Origin of the sequence: Pseudooctadecabacter sp., from assembly GCF_020627745.1 — a bacterium.
Taxonomy (GTDB): Bacteria; Pseudomonadota; Alphaproteobacteria; order Rhodobacterales; family Rhodobacteraceae; genus Octadecabacter.
The window spans coordinates 23448-38629 of the sequence record NZ_JAHDGE010000007.1 but is presented as its reverse complement, the minus strand read 5'-3'; the positions used below and the strand labels follow the sequence as shown (position 1 = coordinate 38629).

At 58.7% G+C, this 15182-nt stretch carries 19 protein-coding genes; 7 read left to right on the top strand and 12 right to left on the bottom strand.

Features of this window, described 5'->3' with window-relative positions; translation table 11 throughout:
- Positions 1–41: 41 nt before the first annotated feature.
- From motA to QZ653_RS05150, 6 genes are all read left to right on the top strand, one after another.
- Positions 42–911, top strand: coding sequence for a flagellar motor stator protein MotA (gene motA, locus QZ653_RS05175; protein ID WP_296418239.1), 870 nt, complete (start codon positions 42–44; stop codon positions 909–911).
- The gene (locus tag QZ653_RS05170; RefSeq protein WP_296418237.1) at positions 908–3154 is read left to right on the top strand and encodes a tetratricopeptide repeat protein; all 2247 of its coding nucleotides are present in this window, start codon (positions 908–910) and stop codon (positions 3152–3154) included. The genes motA and QZ653_RS05170 overlap by 4 nt, the downstream gene beginning before the upstream one ends.
- A 123-nt stretch (positions 3155–3277) precedes the next feature.
- Entirely contained in the window at positions 3278–5365 is a 2088-nt protein-coding gene (gene flhA, locus QZ653_RS05165; protein WP_296418235.1) for a flagellar biosynthesis protein FlhA, read from the top strand.
- The gene (locus QZ653_RS05160; protein WP_296418233.1) at positions 5362–6135 is read left to right on the top strand and encodes a flagellar biosynthetic protein FliR; all 774 of its coding nucleotides are present in this window, start codon (positions 5362–5364) and stop codon (positions 6133–6135) included. The genes flhA and QZ653_RS05160 overlap by 4 nt, the downstream gene beginning before the upstream one ends.
- The gene (locus QZ653_RS05155) at positions 6132–7211 is read left to right on the top strand and encodes a flagellar biosynthesis protein FlhB (RefSeq protein WP_296418232.1); all 1080 of its coding nucleotides are present in this window, start codon (positions 6132–6134) and stop codon (positions 7209–7211) included. The genes QZ653_RS05160 and QZ653_RS05155 overlap by 4 nt, the downstream gene beginning before the upstream one ends.
- A complete protein-coding gene (locus tag QZ653_RS05150) occupies positions 7208–7582 on the top strand; it encodes a hypothetical protein (RefSeq protein ID WP_296418230.1) in 375 nt (124 codons plus the stop codon). Before QZ653_RS05155 ends, QZ653_RS05150 begins: the two co-directional genes overlap by 4 nt.
- Here QZ653_RS05150 and QZ653_RS05145 read toward each other — a convergent pair.
- The 9 genes from QZ653_RS05145 to QZ653_RS05105 are packed head-to-tail and all read right to left on the bottom strand — an operon-like array spanning position 7572 to position 12123.
- Positions 7572–8084 carry a flagellar basal body-associated FliL family protein gene (locus QZ653_RS05145; RefSeq protein WP_296418228.1) on the bottom strand — a complete coding sequence of 171 codons (513 nt, stop codon included), beginning with the start codon at positions 8082–8084 and terminating at the stop codon, positions 7572–7574. The genes QZ653_RS05150 and QZ653_RS05145 overlap by 11 nt on opposite strands.
- A 9-nt stretch (positions 8085–8093) precedes the next feature.
- Positions 8094–8828 (bottom strand): flagellar basal body L-ring protein FlgH, encoded by a 735-nt coding sequence (flgH, locus tag QZ653_RS05140; protein WP_296418226.1) that lies wholly within the window; start codon positions 8826–8828, stop codon positions 8094–8096.
- 13 nt (positions 8829–8841) lie between these two features.
- Positions 8842–9258, bottom strand: coding sequence for a flagellar basal body P-ring formation chaperone FlgA (gene flgA / locus QZ653_RS05135; RefSeq protein ID WP_296418224.1), 417 nt, complete (start codon positions 9256–9258; stop codon positions 8842–8844).
- Positions 9255–10040 (bottom strand): flagellar basal-body rod protein FlgG, encoded by a 786-nt coding sequence (gene flgG / locus QZ653_RS05130; RefSeq protein ID WP_296418222.1) that lies wholly within the window; start codon positions 10038–10040, stop codon positions 9255–9257. Before flgG ends, flgA begins: the two co-directional genes overlap by 4 nt.
- An 18-nt stretch (positions 10041–10058) precedes the next feature.
- Positions 10059–10775: a flagellar hook-basal body complex protein gene (locus QZ653_RS05125; protein WP_296418221.1), complete on the bottom strand. Its 717-nt coding sequence runs from the start codon at positions 10773–10775 to the stop codon at positions 10059–10061.
- A 3-nt stretch (positions 10776–10778) separates the two neighbouring features.
- Complete coding sequence (locus QZ653_RS05120; RefSeq protein WP_412765991.1) at positions 10779–11045, bottom strand: flagellar biosynthetic protein FliQ; 267 nt, start codon at positions 11043–11045, stop codon at positions 10779–10781.
- A complete protein-coding gene (gene fliE, locus QZ653_RS05115; RefSeq protein ID WP_296418219.1) occupies positions 11045–11332 on the bottom strand; it encodes a flagellar hook-basal body complex protein FliE in 288 nt (95 codons plus the stop codon). The genes QZ653_RS05120 and fliE overlap by 1 nt, the downstream gene beginning before the upstream one ends.
- An 11-nt stretch (positions 11333–11343) precedes the next feature.
- Positions 11344–11736, bottom strand: a complete 393-nt coding sequence (gene flgC / locus QZ653_RS05110; RefSeq protein ID WP_296418216.1) for a flagellar basal body rod protein FlgC — start codon at positions 11734–11736, stop codon at positions 11344–11346.
- 3 nt (positions 11737–11739) lie between these two features.
- The gene (locus tag QZ653_RS05105; RefSeq protein ID WP_296418215.1) at positions 11740–12123 is read right to left on the bottom strand and encodes a FlgB family protein; all 384 of its coding nucleotides are present in this window, start codon (positions 12121–12123) and stop codon (positions 11740–11742) included.
- An 83-nt stretch (positions 12124–12206) separates the two neighbouring features.
- Between QZ653_RS05105 and QZ653_RS05100 the strand changes: the two genes are divergently transcribed.
- Entirely contained in the window at positions 12207–13529 is a 1323-nt protein-coding gene (locus QZ653_RS05100; RefSeq protein WP_296418213.1) for a FliI/YscN family ATPase, read from the top strand.
- Here QZ653_RS05100 and QZ653_RS05095 read toward each other — a convergent pair.
- From QZ653_RS05095 to flaF, 3 genes are read right to left on the bottom strand one after another with little or no spacing between them, the layout of a single operon-like run.
- On the bottom strand, positions 13526–14311 hold the full coding sequence (locus QZ653_RS05095) for a DUF1217 domain-containing protein (RefSeq protein WP_296418211.1): 786 nt from the start codon (positions 14309–14311) through the stop codon (positions 13526–13528). The two genes, QZ653_RS05100 and QZ653_RS05095, sit on opposite strands and share 4 nt — an antisense overlap.
- A complete protein-coding gene (gene flbT / locus QZ653_RS05090; protein ID WP_296418210.1) occupies positions 14308–14718 on the bottom strand; it encodes a flagellar biosynthesis repressor FlbT in 411 nt (136 codons plus the stop codon). Before flbT ends, QZ653_RS05095 begins: the two co-directional genes overlap by 4 nt.
- A complete protein-coding gene (flaF, locus tag QZ653_RS05085; RefSeq protein ID WP_296418208.1) occupies positions 14718–15092 on the bottom strand; it encodes a flagellar biosynthesis regulator FlaF in 375 nt (124 codons plus the stop codon). Before flaF ends, flbT begins: the two co-directional genes overlap by 1 nt.
- Between the last annotated feature and the right edge of the window lie 90 nt (positions 15093–15182).

Here is a 15182-nt window from a genome sequence, read left to right as displayed (position 1 = left end):
TGGGATGCAATGAAGAGTTCAATGTTTGAGGGGCGCGAATCATGATTGGCATTGTCGGTATCCTGTTTGTCTTCATCATGGTCTTCGGAGGCTATGCGCTGGCAGGCGGCAAGCTCGGCATGATCCTGAAGGCGCTGCCTTTTGAAATGATTATGATCGGGGGCGCGGCTGTCGGTGCCTTTGTCATCTCGAATGACATGAATGGCATCAAGCACACGCTGAAGGACATGGGAAAGGTGTTCAAGGGCACCAAATGGAAGACCGATGATTACAGGGATTTGCTGTGTCTTCTGTTTGAGTTGATACGTCTCGCACGGAGCAATCCTGTCGGCCTTGAAACGCATATCGAAGAGCCTGAAAGCAGCGATATTTTCGCCAAGTACCCCAAAATTCTCGCTGATAAGGAGGCTGTCGCCCTCATCGCGGATACCATGCGGTCCGCGTCGATGAACTACGATGACCCCCATCAGGTTGAGGAGGTTCTGGAAAAACGGATCGAGGCGAATTTTCACCACAGCATGCATGGCACGCATGCCTTGCAGACGGTCGCCGACGGGCTGCCGGCGCTGGGCATTGTCGCCGCTGTCCTTGGGGTTATCAAAACGATGGGTTCGATTGATCAGCCTCCGGAAGTTCTGGGAAAGATGATCGGGGGGGCCTTGGTCGGCACCTTTCTGGGCGTCTTTCTCGCCTATGGTCTGGTCGGGCCGTTTGCAGGGCGTGTGAAAACCGTCGTCGAAGAAGACGCCCATTTCTACCAGCTGATCCGCGAGGTTCTTGTCGCAAATCTGTACCAGCACGCCCCGAATATCTGCATCGAAGTCGGGCGCCAGAACACGCCCGGGCCGGTTCGTCCAAGCTTTGGCGACCTTGAAGAGGCCCTGAAATCGGTCAAGCAGGACGCCGCATGATCCGTGGAGTGATCTTTATTCTGTTGTGGCCGGTCACGGTGCTCGCCGATCCCGTGTTTATCCGCAGCGGTGAACACGAGACATTCAGCCGGTTGGTGCTGTCCATCGAAACCGGGACGGACTGGCAGCTGACGCCTTCAACGACGGGGTTCCTCCTCACCCTGCCGGGTGAGTCCGACGGTTATGATACGATTGAAGTGTTCGACAGAATCCCCCGTGATCGTCTGATTGATATCAGGCAGCAATCTGATGAGACCCTTGCCCTGATTGTCGATTGCACATGCCATGCGGACGCCTTCTTGTGGCGACCCGATCGGCTGGTGATCGACATTGTGGACGGCGCTGGCACGCGTGATGCTTTGCGCCCGATAACAGAACAAACTGCTGTGGTTGCACCCTCTGCGCCATCCCCGCGACCGGCATCACCGCCCATCAGACCGGTTTCGTCGCTGCCCGACCTTCTGGCGCTTCCCAATGGATTGACCCTGACCGGGGCGATGCCGCGCCGTGCAGGCCCGTGGGGTGTTCCGATGCCCCGTCCGGAGCCGGTTCCTCCACCGGCGCCGGCAAATCTGGCCTCGACGCAAGCCACAATCGTCGAAGGACTGGCACGGGCTGCGTCTCAGGGATATCTGGACCCGGTGGTTGCGACCGCTCGCCCGCCGGTGCCGACCTTACAACAAGATATTCCGGTGGAAGAGGAAGTGTCTCTCTCCGTCACCGATCCGGCGCTGGCCCAACTTGGCATCGGGGTGTCCACGGCGCTCGACGGCACTTTGAGCGAGATAAACGAAAGGCTGGAAACGCTGAATGTGTCCCACTGCCTTGATGCGGCGACGTTCGATGTGGATGCATGGGCCACGGACCAATCCTTGCATCACCAGATTGCCGCAATGGCGGAGGATTTGTCCGGGTCCTTCGGGTCCGAACCTCGCAATGCTTTGGCCGATCTGGCACGCCTGTACATCCATTTCGGGTTCGGGGCGGAGGCGCTTTCGGTGCTGAGGTCAGATGCGACCTCAAGTCAGGAATGGGGGGTCTTGATGGAATTGGCGGCCCTTATCGACGACTACGATGGCCCATTTCCCCAGATATCCACACAGTCAGGCTGCAACACCGCAGGCGCATTTTGGGCTTTTCTTGCCGGGTCAGATGCACCTGACACGCAGGAGGATCGAAGCACTATTTTGCGTGCCTTCTTTGCCGTCCCCCAACCTCTCAGAGGCCACCTTGCGCCGAGAGTGTCGGCTGCATTCCTGAATGCGGGCCTCCCCGACGAGGCTGAACGCACCCTGCAATCATCGGACATTCCCGATGTGGCAAACCTTCCCGATGTGCAGACATCACGCGCTGATCTTGCGCAGGCACAAAACCAGCCCGAAGAGGCGTTGCAGCTGTTGCGACAAGAAGTATCTCAAAATCCCCACGTTTCACCGCAAGCAGTTGTTGACCTTATCGACCTTACGATCGCGCAAGGACAACGGCCGCGTGAGGCAGATATGTTGGTCGCCGCGGGTCTGGCAGACGAACATCGCACGGGCTCGATTTTCACCGAACTTCGACGTGCCCAATCCCGCGGCTCCGCAGCATTGGGTCAATTCCAGGATGCCATCAATTTTGCGGATGATCTGCCATCTGAGATGAAGTCTCTCCAGCTCAATGAAATTTATGCCGCTGTGGTGGATCAGTCTCCGGCAAGCGAGTTTTTGAACTTTGCATTCGAGGATCTGCCGGACCATGTGCCCGATGACACAATCAATGCGTTTGGCGCACGTTTGCTGGATCTCGGGTTTGCGCAGCAGGCATGGACAGTGCTGGACCGTCCCGCGGTTCGTGACGCCGCAGCCGAACGAAGATATCTGCGCGCGCAATCGGCGATCTCCTCGGAACAATACGCCGATGCCATCGAGGTTTTGAGAGGTATTAACACGCCACGTGCCAAAGACCTTCGCGCCGACGCGTTTGCAGGTTTGGGGGACTACCGGACAGCTTTATCCGAAGGCGACGCCGGACAATCGCAACCCGAAATTCTGCAACAGTTTCGGGCAGAAGCATGGGAGAGGCTTACTTTGAGCGAGGACCCGGTTCTTGCAAACTTTGCACGCGCCCGCCTTGACGGAACCGGTCCGCTTGAAACCCTGTCCCTGACAGACCGGCAATCGCTTGTGGAGCAATCGCAAAACAGCCGCCGTGCGATTGAAAGCCTCTTGCAGCAGTTTGACGAGGCCACCGCCCCTCAATAGCAATCTTGGTTACCAAATCGAAAGGGTTCGCCATTAACCAACATAGGCGCACTTATTGGAGAGCTGGACCATGACCCATTCGCATCACTCTGCCGGTACCGATCCAGCGGCAGGACAGCCATGATGCCGGACCTTTCCCTGCGAAACATTTTCCAGCCAACAATCCTGCTGGCACTCGCGCTGATGGCCATTATCGTCATGATGATTTTGCCAATGCCATCATGGGTTCTCGACATTGGCCTTGCGACATCCTTTGCCCTCGCGATCCTGATTTTCACCGTCACCCTGTTCATCGAACGTCCGCTGGATTTCTCGGCCTTTCCGACAATCCTTCTCGCGTCCCTCATGCTGCGCCTTTCCCTGAATGTATCCTCGACCAAACTGATCATCGGTGAGGGTCACACCGGAACGAATGCCGCGGGCGATGTGATCGAAGGCTTTGCCAATTTCGTCATGGGGGGCAGTGTCTTTCTTGGGCTTGTGGTGTTTGGCGTCCTCTTGATTGTCAATTTTATCGTGATCAACAAAGGGGCGACCCGCATGGCCGAAGTCGGTGCGCGATTTGCCCTCGACGGGATGCCGGGAAAACAGCTCGCCATTGACAGCGATATGAGTGCGGGGGCCATCGACCACGCCGAGGCCAAGCGCCGTCGCGAAGTCGAACTGGCTGAAACGACTTTCTTCGGCTCCCTCGACGGGGCATCGAAATTCGTCAAAGGCGATGCAATTGCGGGGCTGTTGATAACTGCCCTGAATTTGGTCATGGGGCTGATCATGGGCGCGGCTGTTCATGGTATGCCCTTGGGCGTTGCGTTCGAAACCTACGCGATCCTGACCGTCGGGGATGGCTTGGTGAACCAGATCCCGTCGGTCATCATCTCGATCGCGGCGGCTCTCCTGCTGGCGCGCGGCGGGGCGACCGGCGCGACCGATCTTGCCTTGGTCGCTCAACTTGGCGGGCACCCTGCCGCATTGACGACAGTCGCGGTCCTGATGGGGCTGTTCGCCCTGGTTCCGGGCCTGCCGTTCGTTCCGTTTCTGGCCGGTGCCTGCATCCTTGGACTGGCGGCCCTGTTCAGCCATCGAAAAAAGGTGGCAACGCAGCTTCAAGAAGAGGCCGACGCCCAACCGGTTCTTTCACCCGTGAAAGACAGCATGGGCGATATGCTGGACCTGGATGATATCCACGTCGAATTTGCCCCGGATCTGGTGGAAATGGTACTTGATCCCGGTGTCGGCCTTGATGTCCGGATTGGCAATATGCGCAACCACGTGGCCACGGAATTCGGGGTTCTGCTGCCTGAAATCAGATTGACGGACAATGCTGCCCTGCCGGATGGGTATTACCGCATTTTGGTGCACGGCGTCGAACAGGTGCGTGATGCGCTGCAGCCAGGGCGCGTTCTGGCCCTGCTGTCGGATCCGGGTATCACCGCACCCGAGGGTCAGGATGTCAGTGAACCGGTCTACGGCGCCCCGGCGCGCTGGATCAATCCGACCGATCAGGAAACCGCATCACTTGCCGGCCTGACGACGGTTCACCCAACCGAAGTTCTGGCAACCCATCTTCTTGAAACAATCAAGAAGAACTTTGCGCGTCTTCTGACACATAAGGCCCTGCGCCGCTTGCTGGACGAAATGTGCAACCTGACGGACAGTGGCCGTGCGGACGCCAACCGCAAAATGCTGGATGAACTGATCCCTGATAAAGTGCCGCTTGATCTGCTGCTGTCCGTTTTGCGCCTCCTGCTGGAGGAAAGAGTATCAATTCGCAACCTTGGTCTGATCATTGAGGGATGTGCCGAGGGTCGACAACTCTATCCAGCGGTCGAAGGTGTCGCTGAACACGTGCGGCAAAGGCTGGGGTTTCAACTGGTTGCCGCGATGCGTCGGACCGACGGGACCATTCCTCTCGTTCAACTCGCACCGGAGTGGGAGGATACCTTTTCGACCTACCAGATCGCGTCGGACAGATCGCCCGGCGATGTGGCCCTCCCGCCGGACGAATTTAACCGCCTTGCCACTGCGATTTCAGACAAGATCGCCACCGCGAGCGAGGCGGGATCCTACCCGGCCCTTGTGACCTCGATGAAACGCCGGCGTTTTTTGCGCACCGTTCTGACGGCAAAGGGTCTGCCCAATCCGGTGTTGTCCTTCGAAGAAATCGGGGTCGATGCAAAGCCGGCCCTGGTCGGTCTGGTCCCTGCATGATTGAGGATATGGTCCTTTTGTCCGGCCTCGGGCAGACTGTTTTATGGCAGGTTTTCGTGGTTTTTTTGCGGGTCGGTGCCATGCTTTCGCTGCTTCCGGCATTCGGCGAACAATCGGTTCCGATGCGGGTCAAACTGGGTCTGGCCATCGCTTTCACTGCGATCGTCGCGCCTGCGGCACCTGTCCCCGAACTCCCATCCTCCGCCGTGTCCAGCCTGGGATTGCTAATCAGTGAAACTCTGACCGGCGCGTTCCTTGGCCTGATGTTGCGGCTTTTCGTTATGGCCCTGCAGGTCGCCGGGTCGATCGCCGCGCAATCGACATCACTGTCACAGATTTTCGGTGGTGCCGGCATGGACCCCTTGCCTGCCATGGGCCACATTCTGGTGATCGGGGGCCTTGCACTGGCCACATTGATGGGGCTGCACGTCCAGATCGCGCAATTCATAATCCACAGCTACGACATGATCCCGCTGGGGCAGGTCATCCCGTCCGACATGATGACCCGATCCGGTGTCGCCGAAATTTCACGGTCCTTCGCGCTGGGGTTCACCCTTGCGGCGCCCTTCGTCATCGCATCGCTGATCTATAACGTGACTCTGGGCGTCATCAACAAGGCGATGCCACAACTGATGGTCGCCTTCGTGGGGGCGCCCGCAATCACGGCCGGTGGGCTGATCATCCTGATGCTTGCGGCCCCGCTTATGCTATCGCTTTGGGTCGATGCACTCGGTCGGTTCCTGATGGATCCTTTCGGAGCGCCGGGATGAGCGATCAGGACACCGATGATGACAAGCAATACGAGGCGTCCCAGCACAAACTGACGGAGGCCCGCAAAAAGGGTGATTTCCCTCGTTCCACCGATCTGAATACCGCCGCGGCCTATGCCGGCCTTCTTGTGGCAGGCGTGTCGGTCGGTGCGGCGTCGCTGATCGAAACCGGCGCGATCTTGGCCGGTACCCTTGCGCGTGCGGACGAGGTTTCGGCGCAGGTCTTCGCGTCATCAGGTGCTCCCTTCATGGGCGGCGTGGCGCGCGACCTGAGCCTTTGGCTGGCACCGTGGTTTGCCATTCCGGCGGTGGCCGTGATCCTTTCGCTGATCTTGCAGAAGGGATTTGTGTTCGCCCCCTCCAAACTGGAGCTCAAATTATCGCGCATTTCGCCCGTCGCGCAGGCCAAGAACAAATTCGGTCGGACCGGTCTGTTCGAATTTGCCAAAAGCTTTGCCAAACTGGTTTTGTATTCAACAGTCCTGTTTCTGTTTGTGCTGGGCCGCCTTCCCGAAATCATGGGCGCGATGGCCGTATCCTCGGGTCAGGTGATCGCCCTTTTGCTGCAGCTGTGTATGGCGTTGATGGGCATTGTCCTGATCATCGCGCTTTCACTGGGCGTTGTCGATTATGCATGGCAACGCGCAGAACATCTGCGCAAAAACCGCATGTCGCGCAAGGAACTGACGGATGAAACCAAAAACAGCGAGGGTGACCCGGCTCTGAAACAACAACGCCGCCAGAAAGGGATGGCAATTGCCATGAACCAGATGCTGACGGACGTGCCCGATGCGGATGTGATCGTTGTCAATCCGACCCACTATGCCGTCGCCCTCAAATGGGATCGGACGGGGGGAGGGGCACCGGAATGCGTTGCGAAAGGTGTCGATCTGGTTGCGGCCCGTATCCGCGAATGCGCTCAGGAAAATGGTGTCCCCATCCATTCGGACCCGCCCACGGCCCGTGCGCTCCATGCCACCGTCGAGATCGGCCAACATATACCCCCCGACCATTACAAGGCCGTGGCCGCAGCCATCCGGTTTGCCGACAAAGTCAGAAAGCTGGCACGCACATGACAAGCCATTCCGAACAACTGACAAAAGTGCTGCCGATGCTTGAGGTGGCCTATCAGTCAAAGCACATGAAACTGGCAGCGATTGCCCGACGGATTGCGACCCTCAAGGCGCAAGTCGCTCAACTTGACGGGCCCAGGGGAGGCGATTTGGCACAGCCGTCAACCCGCGCCGGGGCGGATGTCTTGTGGGAAACATGGGTCATGGGGCGCAAGACGGTGCTTCAGCGCGATATCGCATTGGCGTCCCGCGATCTGGAAAATCATCGCGCGGATGTGGCACAAGCCTTTGCAAAACTCGAAGTGGCGCGACGTCTTCAGCAAAAGCTGCAAGCCGAGGATGCAAAGGCCGCCGAACGCCGGATCAGTTGGTAATATCCTGACGGACAATATCAACAATCAGGACATCCGAAATATGGCCGCGCATGATCCTGTCAGCGGCGTCCTGCAAACCGTCACGCAGCAGACGCATATTCGACGTTGTGGTAAATGCGCCGTTGAACCCCCCGATATTCGCGTGATCGAACATAACCTGCAAGAAGGCATCCCGTAGGCGCGGCTCGTGGGAGAACACCGCTTCCTGCCCGCCTGCCTCCACCTCAAGACTTAACGACATCACCATCAATGCGGCGACCTTTTCGTTCAGAATGACTGGAACGACGAACTGGTTGTTCATGCGGGCATATTCGCGTTCTTCCAGCGCAACGGGGGCCATTGCGACAGCGGCTGCTGCCATCTCGGTATCACCGCACGGCTCCGCCGCGACGGAGCTGGAAAGGGGCTCTGTCTCAGGCTCCGACCTTAAGAAATATCCCACACCACTGCCGGCTGCGGTGCCCGCGATTAATAACAAAAGAGGAAGAAGAAACTTGGCCATGGGTGCCTCCTAGTACGGCAACAGAATATCGGTAAGCTGCTGTCCGGCGCGGGGTTGCTGAACGTCTGAAATCTGTCCGCGCCCGCCGTAGGAAATCCGTGCCGAAGCAAGCTTGTCATAGGTGATTTCATTCTGCCGCGAAATGTCCTCCGGCCGCACAAAGCCCGACACCAGAAGCTCCCGCATCTCGAAGTTGACGCGCACCTCCTGTGACCCTTGTATCGACAGAACACCGTTCGGCATCACGCCGACAACAGTCGCGGCGATCCGCAACTCCAACTGTTCGTTCCGCCTGACGGACCCATCGCCGCCAAACGAACTTGACGAATTAATGCCGACAGCGGCGTCCAGCGACGCGCCTTCAGGCAGGCCCTCGTTTGCCAGTTGCGGCAACCCGAACAGGTTGGGAATAGACAGGTTTTCAGATCCGCTGCGCGATCTGTCGGTCGAGTTCGAGATTGACGCGCTGTCATCAATTTCGATGACCACAGTCAGAATGTCCCCCCGCTGGACGGCGCGCCGGTCCCCCAGAAGCGACCCCCTCTCCCCGGTCCAAAGCGAGGGTGTGCCGGTGCGAACAGGGCCGACTGTCAATTCGTTCTCAAGCCCGAATGTGGTCATCGCCACCGCCTCGGGAGAAGCCTGCGGGGATGTAAACTGAGGCTCCTGCCCGATGGCTTTGACACGGGAACAGGCCGTCAGGGATATCAGACCGATCAGCAAGGTAAAAACAAGATTGCGCAAGGGAAGGCTCCTACTACTGGCTGACGACGGCCACGCCGCTTTCGTGAATCTGTGCTGTGATCGTGGCGCGGGATGACAGGTTCATCACTCTGATCCAGTCCCCCGGGCCTGCCCGATCCAGCGCGCGGCCTTCGGTGGAAATGACAATCCCCCCACGCCGATAAATGATCTGGATAATCTGGTTTCGTTCGACGACGGCGGGCGCCGACAGGTCGGCCGACCGGATCGGACGGCCCGCATACAAAGCAACCCGTGCCTCCTGCCCGATGGCCAAGGACGGGTCGGCCATCCCGCCCGCGACAGAGACATCGCGGATCAGAATATCCTCCGGTCCCAGAATCGTCCGGGCGGGAATCGTGCGGGCCGCGATCAGTGTTTCGGCGCCGGCATGACTGCACAGGCAACACAGCAAAATGGCCAGACGGATCATCGGATCTGCACCATTGAGCCGAGCATCTGATCAGCTGCGGAAATGACTTTTGAATTCAGTTCATACCCCCGTTGGGCTTTGATCAGATCGGTAATCTCCTGCACAGGATCGACGGAACTGTCTTCCAGATACCCTTGCCGCAGCACCCCCAAACCGTCCTGTCCGGGCGTCGTGGCGACGGACGGGCCCGACGCGGGTGTCTCCAGAAACAGGTTTGATCCGATCGCCTCCAGACCCTTGGCATTGGTGAAACCGGACAGATTGAACTGTCCAAGAAGCTGCGGTTCGATCTGATCCCGGAAAAAGGCATAAACCTCCCCTTCCGCATTGATCGACAGGGACCGTGCATCCTGCGGGATCGTGATGTCGGGGGCCACGGGGTATCCATCCGACGTGACGATCAAACCGTCGCCGGTGCGCTTGAGCGCGCCGTCGCGCGTATAGGCTGCGCGACCGTCGGGCAACGTCACCTCCAGATAGCCGTTCCCTTCGATTGCGATATCAAGATCCCCACCCGTCGCGGCCAGTGACCCCTGGCTCAACATCATCGACACCGAAGACGGACGCACACCAAGGCCAAGCTGGACCCCGGTCGGCAAGACCGTACCGTCAGAGGCATTGATCGTGCCGGGCCGTTGCATCTGTTGATAATGAAGGTCGGCAAATTCCGCGCGACGCGCGTTGTAGCCCGTCGTGCTCATATTGGCGAGGTTGTTCGAAATCACCTCGACCCGTGTTTGTTGGGCCGCCATCCCGGCGGCAGCAATTCTCAAGGCGCGCATTGTGTTGCCTCCTGCAGGTTACTTGCCCAGTGCGCGGATTGCGCTTCTGATGCGTTCGTCTTCTTTGTCCATAAAGCTTTGACCAAGTTCGTAGGCGCGCTGCACCTCGATCATGCGGCCAATTTCAAGGATCGGATTAACGTTGGATTCCTCCAGAAATCCTTGCAGCATCCGGCCTTCGGGGGCGGGATCAAACCCTTCCTCAGACCGAAACCTGACCCCGTCTTCCCGGACCAGTCCGGTAGCGTCGGCAGGCACGACCAAACCGATCTGCCCGACAGGTTGCCCACCGGCCGAAATCGTACCGTCCGGCGCAATGCCAACAGGACCTGCCCCCTGCGGGACGAACACAGGCGCGCCGCCACTATCGAGAACCCGAAATCCGTCCATCGTGACCAGATCACCGTTTTCGTTCGGCGTGAAAGCCCCCGCGCGGGTCAGGCGTTCCCCTGCCGGTGTTTCGATCAAAAAGAATCCCTCCCCCTCAATCGCGAGATCGAAGGGACCGCCCGTTTGGGTCAGGGTGCCCTGCGACGACACCACATTGTGTGCGGCCGCGGTCGCCATGGACAAAGACCGATGCCCCCCTTCCAACGCCGCCACATGTTCCGAGAATATGACGTCCTCCGCCCGAAAGCCGGTGGTCGACAGGTTGGCGATGTTGTTGGCCACCACACGAAGCTGGCTCGTCAGTCCGGATTGCCGTGTCAGCACGGCATAGGTTGCGTTTTCCATGTCTCAACCCCCCGAAATGATTGGCACAAGCGTGTTTTGAAAATAGGAAACGAGCGATTCCGTCATGAACCCCATCGTCACCCAGAACACCCCTACGATCGCCGCAAGCTTTGGGACAAAGGTCAATGTCATTTCCTGAATTGACGTCAGCGCCTGAAACAGTCCGATGGCAAGTCCCGTCAACAAGGCCACAGACAAAATGGGAAGCGAGATCAGCGTCGCAACCCAAAGCCCCTGTCGCAGGGTGTCGTAAAAGACAGCCTCATCCATCAGACAGGCATCCGCAGAATTTCCTGATAGGCCTCAACCACTTTATCGCGCACCGTGACGGCTGTTTCGACGGCCAGTTCCGTCTGGGCCAGCGCCTGCACCAGCGCATGGGGGTCGGCCCCACCCGTCATCGCAGCCATTGCCGTGTTTTCGCTTGTTTGCAGCGTCTCGGTGAACGATGTCGCCACCTGACCAAAGACCCCTGCGGGCCCGCCTGACGGGTCCGGTGCGGTCGCAGGTTTGTTGGCCGCATAGGCGTCGGCGACAAGACGTGTAGCAATTTCCATGTTGTATGCCCCTATTTCCGCAGAAGATCCATCAGGGACGACGACATCTGCCGCACCTGATCGAACAGTTTCAAATTGGCCTCATAGCTGCGCTGCGCTTCGCGAGCGTCGGCAATTTCAATCAGGAGGTTGACGTTCGACCCGTCGTACATTCCGGTTTCGTTGGCCATTGGATGTGCCGGATCGTAAATCTGGCTCAAATCGGATTGATCCAGCCGCATGCGCCCGGTCTCGACATGTCCTGTCATGCGACCTGCCTGCATTTCAGCCTCGAAACTGACCGTTTTGCGGCGATAGCCGGGGGTGTCTACATTCGCGATATTCTCCGACACATGGCGCAGCCTTGACGCCTGCGCCCGCATCCCGCTGGCCGTGATATTCATGGCGTCCGAAAAATCGGCCATCCGTCACCTCCGTCCGATGCTCAGACGCATCACGTCGAGCGAATGTTTATAGATTGCCAGCGCGCGATTATGCTCCCGCTGGATTTCGACGCCGTTGATCATCTCCTGCTCCAGGGAAACGGAATTTCCGTTGGGGGAGGGTTCGCCCTTCCCGGCATCCGTGCGTGCACGCGCGCTGCTCATATCAAGCGCAAGATGACCGGCGCGGGTCATCTTCATCGGGCTTGCAGAATGCGCAGAGTAACTCTCTGCGAAGGATGCGATATGGCGGGCGCGATATCCCGGCGTGTCCGCATTGGCCATGTTTGCCGCAGTTGCGGCCTGTCGGGCGCCCGCGTGACGGGCCATGGCAAAGGATGTCTCGAACATCTTCAGATTTTCAAACATCGGGGCTTCTCCCTCGATTGGCTTCAACTAAGCCTTAATGATGATTCCCTAAGAATTGGTTGTCGCCAGAACTGTGAGGACCCATGACAGAAGAAATCTTCGACCGGATATCGGCCAGCCTGACGCGTATTTCCCCGACCCGACCGGTCGGAAAGATCAGTGCGGTCAAGGGCTCCCACGTTGAAATCGCGGGTTTGAACGGCCACGCAAAGGTGGGGGATACGGTTCAAATTTTAGGAGCCTCTCAAAAGGGGGATATCGTCAGCGTCTGCCCCACCGGCGTGACCGCGATGATGGACGGGCCAACCGATGGTTTGTCTCCGGGCCTTCACGCGGCCCTGTCGCGCCGGACGCCGTTCGCGCCGCACAATGGGTGGATTGGTCGCGTTGTGGACCCGGACGGCCTCCCGTTGGACGGGCGACCGCTGCTGCCGGCATGTGCTGACGTTCCCCTTCATGCGCCCCCGCCGGCGGCTGCCGACCGCCGGGGTTTGGGCGCGCGCTTGTCCACTGGTTTTGCGGTGTTCGATACAATTTTACCGATCGTGCGCGGCCAGCGTATCGGCCTCTTTTCCGGCTCGGGCGTCGGCAAATCGACTTTACTGTCCTCCCTCGCTAAGAAAGTCGATGCAGATGTGATCGTGATCGGCCTCGTGGGGGAACGGGGCAGGGAACTTCGTGAATTTGTCGAAAACGCACTCGGGGCGGACGGCATGGCGCGCAGCGTCGTCATCGCCGCAACGTCCGACCGACCGGCCAAAACACGACGGGCGTGTCCCATGGCGGCCACAGCGGTGGCGGAGTTCTTTCGCGATCAGGGAAAGCAGGTTCTACTGCTGATCGACAGCATCACCCGCTTTGCCGAAGCCCACAGGGAAATCGCCGTCGCGGCCGGTGAGGCCGCCAGCCTGCGCGGTCATCCGGCGACCACACCCGCCGCGATCGCGGGCTTGTGTGAACGTGCTGGACCCGGGCTGGAAAGTCAGGGCGACATCACAGCCATTTACACAGTTTTAGTCAGCGGTTCGGACATGGAGGAACCGGTGGCCGATATGTTGCGCGGTGTTCTGGACGGCCATATCGTACTGGACCGCACGATTGCTGAAAGGGGCCGGTTTCCTGCGATTGACGTGACACGGTCGGTGTCGCGATCCTTGCCGCAAGCCGCCAATCCCGCAGAAAACAAACTGATTTCTCAGGCGCGCCATCTTATGGGCACCTACGCGCAGTCCGAACTGATGATCCAATCTGGACTTTATGTTGATGGAAGCGACGCCAAGATTGATGCAGCGATTGCCACGCGGGACGCTTTGGAAAAATTTGTCGCCAACGAAGGCACCCAAGGCATCGCTGGATCATATCGACTTTTGCAGCGCGCCCTCGCGTCGGATAAGTCCGGTCCTTAAGCCTGCTGCAATAAAGTAAGCGCAATTGAGGCCGTTGACGTCACTGCAGATGCAGTCTCTGACCGTAACAGGAACAGCCGGATCAGCTTTTCCTGATTTTCCGGTGACGAGATATCTTCCATCCTGCTGCTGCCAAAGGTGGCCTCAGATCGTGCGCGAAATTGCTCAAGTTGTTTATCAAGATCAAGCGCCGCAAAGCTGGATGGAAACCCCAAAGCCGTCTGGAACACCTCTCGCATGGGGGCATTCCCCATCATTGCAAACCATCGGCCCGTGTCGGTTTGATTTCCGGAGAGGACATCCCCCATCGCAGGGGCAAGGTTCATCGCCAGCCGCAGGTCATTGTTTTGTTCGCCCACGGCCTTTTCGAATTGTTTGGCCTCATAACGGTCAATAATGTCGTCCGCGAAAACAGACAGTCCCGTCAGGACCAGACCGGTGCCAAACCCGAATGTCGCGCTGAGATCCCGGTATCGGGGGTCGGCAAGCCGGTTGGCCAAGGCATCCGGATCGCTGGTTCCATCCTCCAGGACCTTCCGAATGAAGAATGTGTTGTTGATATCATCGTCCAGCCCGAACGCACCCAGTGCGACCGAAAGAAGGGCGCGATCCTTCACCAGATCGTCGGCGGAGGTAATGGATGCAATTCTGGTACGAAATGTGTCAGTGACACGCTCCACGGCCGCACTTTCGACAAAGGCCTCTTTCTGGGCAGCGCCGGTCCGGTCGAGGAAAAGCCAGCCGCTATATCCGGAGAACGGAATGACCGGCTGAAATGTCATGACGCCCTCGGATGGCGGGCCAGAAGGTCAGCCTCGCGCGGCAAAAGGCTGCGCAATTTCTTGAGACCGCGGTAAAATTCTTGCTCCTCGAATGCGATCATCGCATCGGACAGGACATTCAGGCTTTCAGCGTCCGTAAACGCATGGCCCAGTTGTTCGACGCCGCGACGCAGTTGCTCTCCCGCCTCGGCTTCGTCAGCATCCCCCGATAGGACCAGCTGGGCAATATAGCACAGGCGGCTGACAGGCGTATTGGCCTCGTCGGGACGGATCGCATCGCGGAGCCTCAATATGTTCGCATGGGGGGTCAGGATCGACAGTCTGGATCGACGATCCCCATTTTCAATGACAGCGCCATTGACGAGGACCCGTTCTTTGGGTCCCAATTTCAATACAAGCCCCGACATCAGACGACAGCCCCGGGGTTCAAACCACGCATGATGGCCGTGTTGATCTCGATCAAAGGCGCTATGTCGGCCTCACCCTTTAGAACTTTTGCAGAATGGGTGGCCGTAAATTCCGCCAGATAGAATATCCGGGCGCGCAGATCCCGGGGAAGGGCGTTCTCATCATCAGCAACTTGTGTGGCGAGATGGATCCAGACTGCCCGGTTGGCATGGAGGGCTTCCGCGAAGGCCGGAAACTGCGCCTTTGAATCAACGGCTGCCTTTTGAAGGCGCACAGTCACATCGCTGAAAAGCTGGTGTTCTGTGGATTTATCGGTGCGGATGACGGAGGTTTTGGGGGCGTAGGCCTGATGGGCCTGGTCGATGATATTCACATCTGGTCCTTTCGGGACGACGTTGACAGACGCGAGGTTTTACCTCGCGTGAGATGGGGTTCGGGGGCGCCCGAGGACACCCCCGACAAG

Bases quoted from the DNA above. Each gene is read 5' to 3' on its own strand.
- flgA (WP_296418224.1), bottom strand. From the start codon at position 9,258: ATGATCCGTCTGGCCATTTTGCTGTGTTGCCTGTGCAGTCATGCCGGC.
- QZ653_RS05150 (WP_296418230.1), top strand. From the start codon at position 7,208: ATGACAAGCCATTCCGAACAACTGACAAAAGTGCTGCCGATGCTTGAG.
- flbT (WP_296418210.1), bottom strand. From the start codon at position 14,718: ATGTCGGGGCTTGTATTGAAATTGGGACCCAAAGAACGGGTCCTCGTC.
- QZ653_RS05170 (WP_296418237.1), top strand. From the start codon at position 908: ATGATCCGTGGAGTGATCTTTATTCTGTTGTGGCCGGTCACGGTGCTC.
- QZ653_RS05155 (WP_296418232.1), top strand. From the start codon at position 6,132: ATGAGCGATCAGGACACCGATGATGACAAGCAATACGAGGCGTCCCAG.
- flhA (WP_296418235.1), top strand. From the start codon at position 3,278: ATGCCGGACCTTTCCCTGCGAAACATTTTCCAGCCAACAATCCTGCTG.
- QZ653_RS05145 (WP_296418228.1), bottom strand. From the start codon at position 8,084: ATGGCCAAGTTTCTTCTTCCTCTTTTGTTATTAATCGCGGGCACCGCA.
- fliE (WP_296418219.1), bottom strand. From the start codon at position 11,332: ATGGAAATTGCTACACGTCTTGTCGCCGACGCCTATGCGGCCAACAAA.
- QZ653_RS05120 (WP_412765991.1), bottom strand. From the start codon at position 11,045: ATGGATGAGGCTGTCTTTTACGACACCCTGCGACAGGGGCTTTGGGTT.
- motA (WP_296418239.1), top strand. From the start codon at position 42: ATGATTGGCATTGTCGGTATCCTGTTTGTCTTCATCATGGTCTTCGGA.
- QZ653_RS05105 (WP_296418215.1), bottom strand. From the start codon at position 12,123: ATGTTTGAAAATCTGAAGATGTTCGAGACATCCTTTGCCATGGCCCGT.
- QZ653_RS05095 (WP_296418211.1), bottom strand. From the start codon at position 14,311: ATGACATTTCAGCCGGTCATTCCGTTCTCCGGATATAGCGGCTGGCTT.
- QZ653_RS05125 (WP_296418221.1), bottom strand. From the start codon at position 10,775: ATGGAAAACGCAACCTATGCCGTGCTGACACGGCAATCCGGACTGACG.
- QZ653_RS05160 (WP_296418233.1), top strand. From the start codon at position 5,362: ATGATTGAGGATATGGTCCTTTTGTCCGGCCTCGGGCAGACTGTTTTA.
- flgG (WP_296418222.1), bottom strand. From the start codon at position 10,040: ATGCGCGCCTTGAGAATTGCTGCCGCCGGGATGGCGGCCCAACAAACA.
- flgC (WP_296418216.1), bottom strand. From the start codon at position 11,736: ATGGCCGATTTTTCGGACGCCATGAATATCACGGCCAGCGGGATGCGG.
- QZ653_RS05100 (WP_296418213.1), top strand. From the start codon at position 12,207: ATGACAGAAGAAATCTTCGACCGGATATCGGCCAGCCTGACGCGTATT.